This window comes from Clostridia bacterium (genome assembly GCA_036562685.1).
GTDB lineage: Bacteria > Bacillota > Clostridia > Christensenellales > DUVY01 > DUVY01.
In genome coordinates this window covers 1-1547 of sequence record DATCJR010000160.1, presented here as the reverse complement: position 1 = coordinate 1547, position 1547 = coordinate 1, and the positions used below count along the sequence as shown (strand labels likewise).

Sequence of the window (1547 nt, the reverse complement as noted above, 5' to 3'; positions counted from 1 at the left end):
CTGAGTGGGATGCACATGCCCAACGCCAGGAAAATTAACGCCCAAAAAGGACTGCGTCTCTTTTCCGTAGCAGCATCCTGCAAAAAAGCATCCTATTCTGCCAAAGAAATGTGCTACCACTATGGAAATCAAAATATATTCCGCGCATACCCTAAGATATGTTTTTTCGTCTTTGGTCGCCATAAACTTAAACAACACAAAAAACGCTAAAACCCCGCCAATCAGACCGCCCATAAAGGTCATTCCGCCGATTGCAAACTTTCCTGTTTTGAAAAAATCATAAACAGATTGAAATAATATAGCGCTTACAAACCCTACTATCGCCGCAAGCAAAACTATCTGCAAATATCTTCTGCTGACATCGTCAGGTAATTGACCTTTTTTTGACAGATGCATAAACATCAGCATCGCAGCAACCATACCGATGATTATCATCACGGTATACATATCAATCGTAAACAAACCCAAATCAAGTTCAGGAAACATTTTCTCCCCTTTTTGTTTATCGAAATTATGTTATATCAATTGAATTAATTAAAGCCAATCTTTTGTTAACCATCAGAAATTTTTTGTTAAATAACTTAAAGGTTTCCATTACGGTTACAGTTTTGTCAGCCGCACTTACGATAAAAGACTCCAAATATTTGGGCGGTATTATTGTAAGCGGCCACATGTGCCTTAAAATTATATCCTTTTCTATTTCATTAAGATTAAAATATTTTTGCGCATTGGTTAATGCAATTTTTGGATGTCTAAAGCCATGCCAGTTAATTTCTTTGTTCTTATCGTGCCAATCATAAAGATAAAAATCATGCAGCATTGCACCAATTATAACACTTCTTACATTAACTTTAAATGGACAATTGATAGCCATAATATAGCTGTAATATGCTACTGATATACAATGGCTAAGAGTCGTTATATTTCCGTGATGAAAAAAATTGTCCATCTTATGGACTTGAGGTTCTTTTAAAACTTCATTTATTGTATCTATAAAATAATTTATATTGTAAGTATCTTTCATTGTTATACCTATTAAAATTGATTGATTTAAGAGTAAATGATACTAGCAGCTTTGTCAATATCTTATACAATGTAAATTATGTAAAACTTCTTAAAAATATAAAAAAAATGGTCGGAGTGGCGAGATTTGAACTCACGACCTCTTGGTCCCGAACCAAGCGTGCTACCAACTGCACCACACCCCGACTATTAGGATTGCAAAGATAATATTATCACAAAACTCCTAATTTTAAAAGCATTATTCATCAAAATTTTTTAGCCGAATTTACGGTAATTGTTGCCTTTTTGAAGAATAAATTTATGCACTATTTTAGTTATTATTATATATTATATCATAAAAACATTAAGTTGCTATATGCAATCAATACATTACTATTATATGATTTGAAAATTATTTTGCAATATGATAGACTAAAGTTTGAAAACAAAATTTTTAATTTTAAAGGATAAAATAATGAATAAAAATAAAACCAAGACCATTGCCATTACAGCCGTTTTGGTTGCACTTAGCTTTGTTATGCCAT

2 protein-coding genes and 1 tRNA gene are annotated in these 1547 nt (G+C 32.3%); all 3 read right to left on the bottom strand.

Annotated elements, in window-relative coordinates; translation table 11 throughout:
* The coding region (locus tag VIL26_07380; GenBank protein ID HEY8390748.1) for a prolipoprotein diacylglyceryl transferase family protein at window positions 1-486 on the bottom strand (486 nt) is incomplete at its 3' end.
* A gap of 25 nt (window positions 487-511) precedes the next feature.
* Complete coding sequence (locus VIL26_07375; protein ID HEY8390747.1) at window positions 512-1024, bottom strand: HD domain-containing protein; 513 nt, start codon at window positions 1022-1024, stop codon at window positions 512-514.
* A 108-nt stretch (window positions 1025-1132) separates the two neighbouring features.
* A tRNA-Pro gene (locus tag VIL26_07370) sits at window positions 1133-1208 on the bottom strand.
* Window positions 1209-1547: the final 339 nt, after the last annotated feature.

Bases quoted from the DNA above. Each gene is read 5' to 3' on its own strand.
- VIL26_07375 (HEY8390747.1), bottom strand. From the start codon at position 1,024: ATGAAAGATACTTACAATATAAATTATTTTATAGATACAATAAATGAA.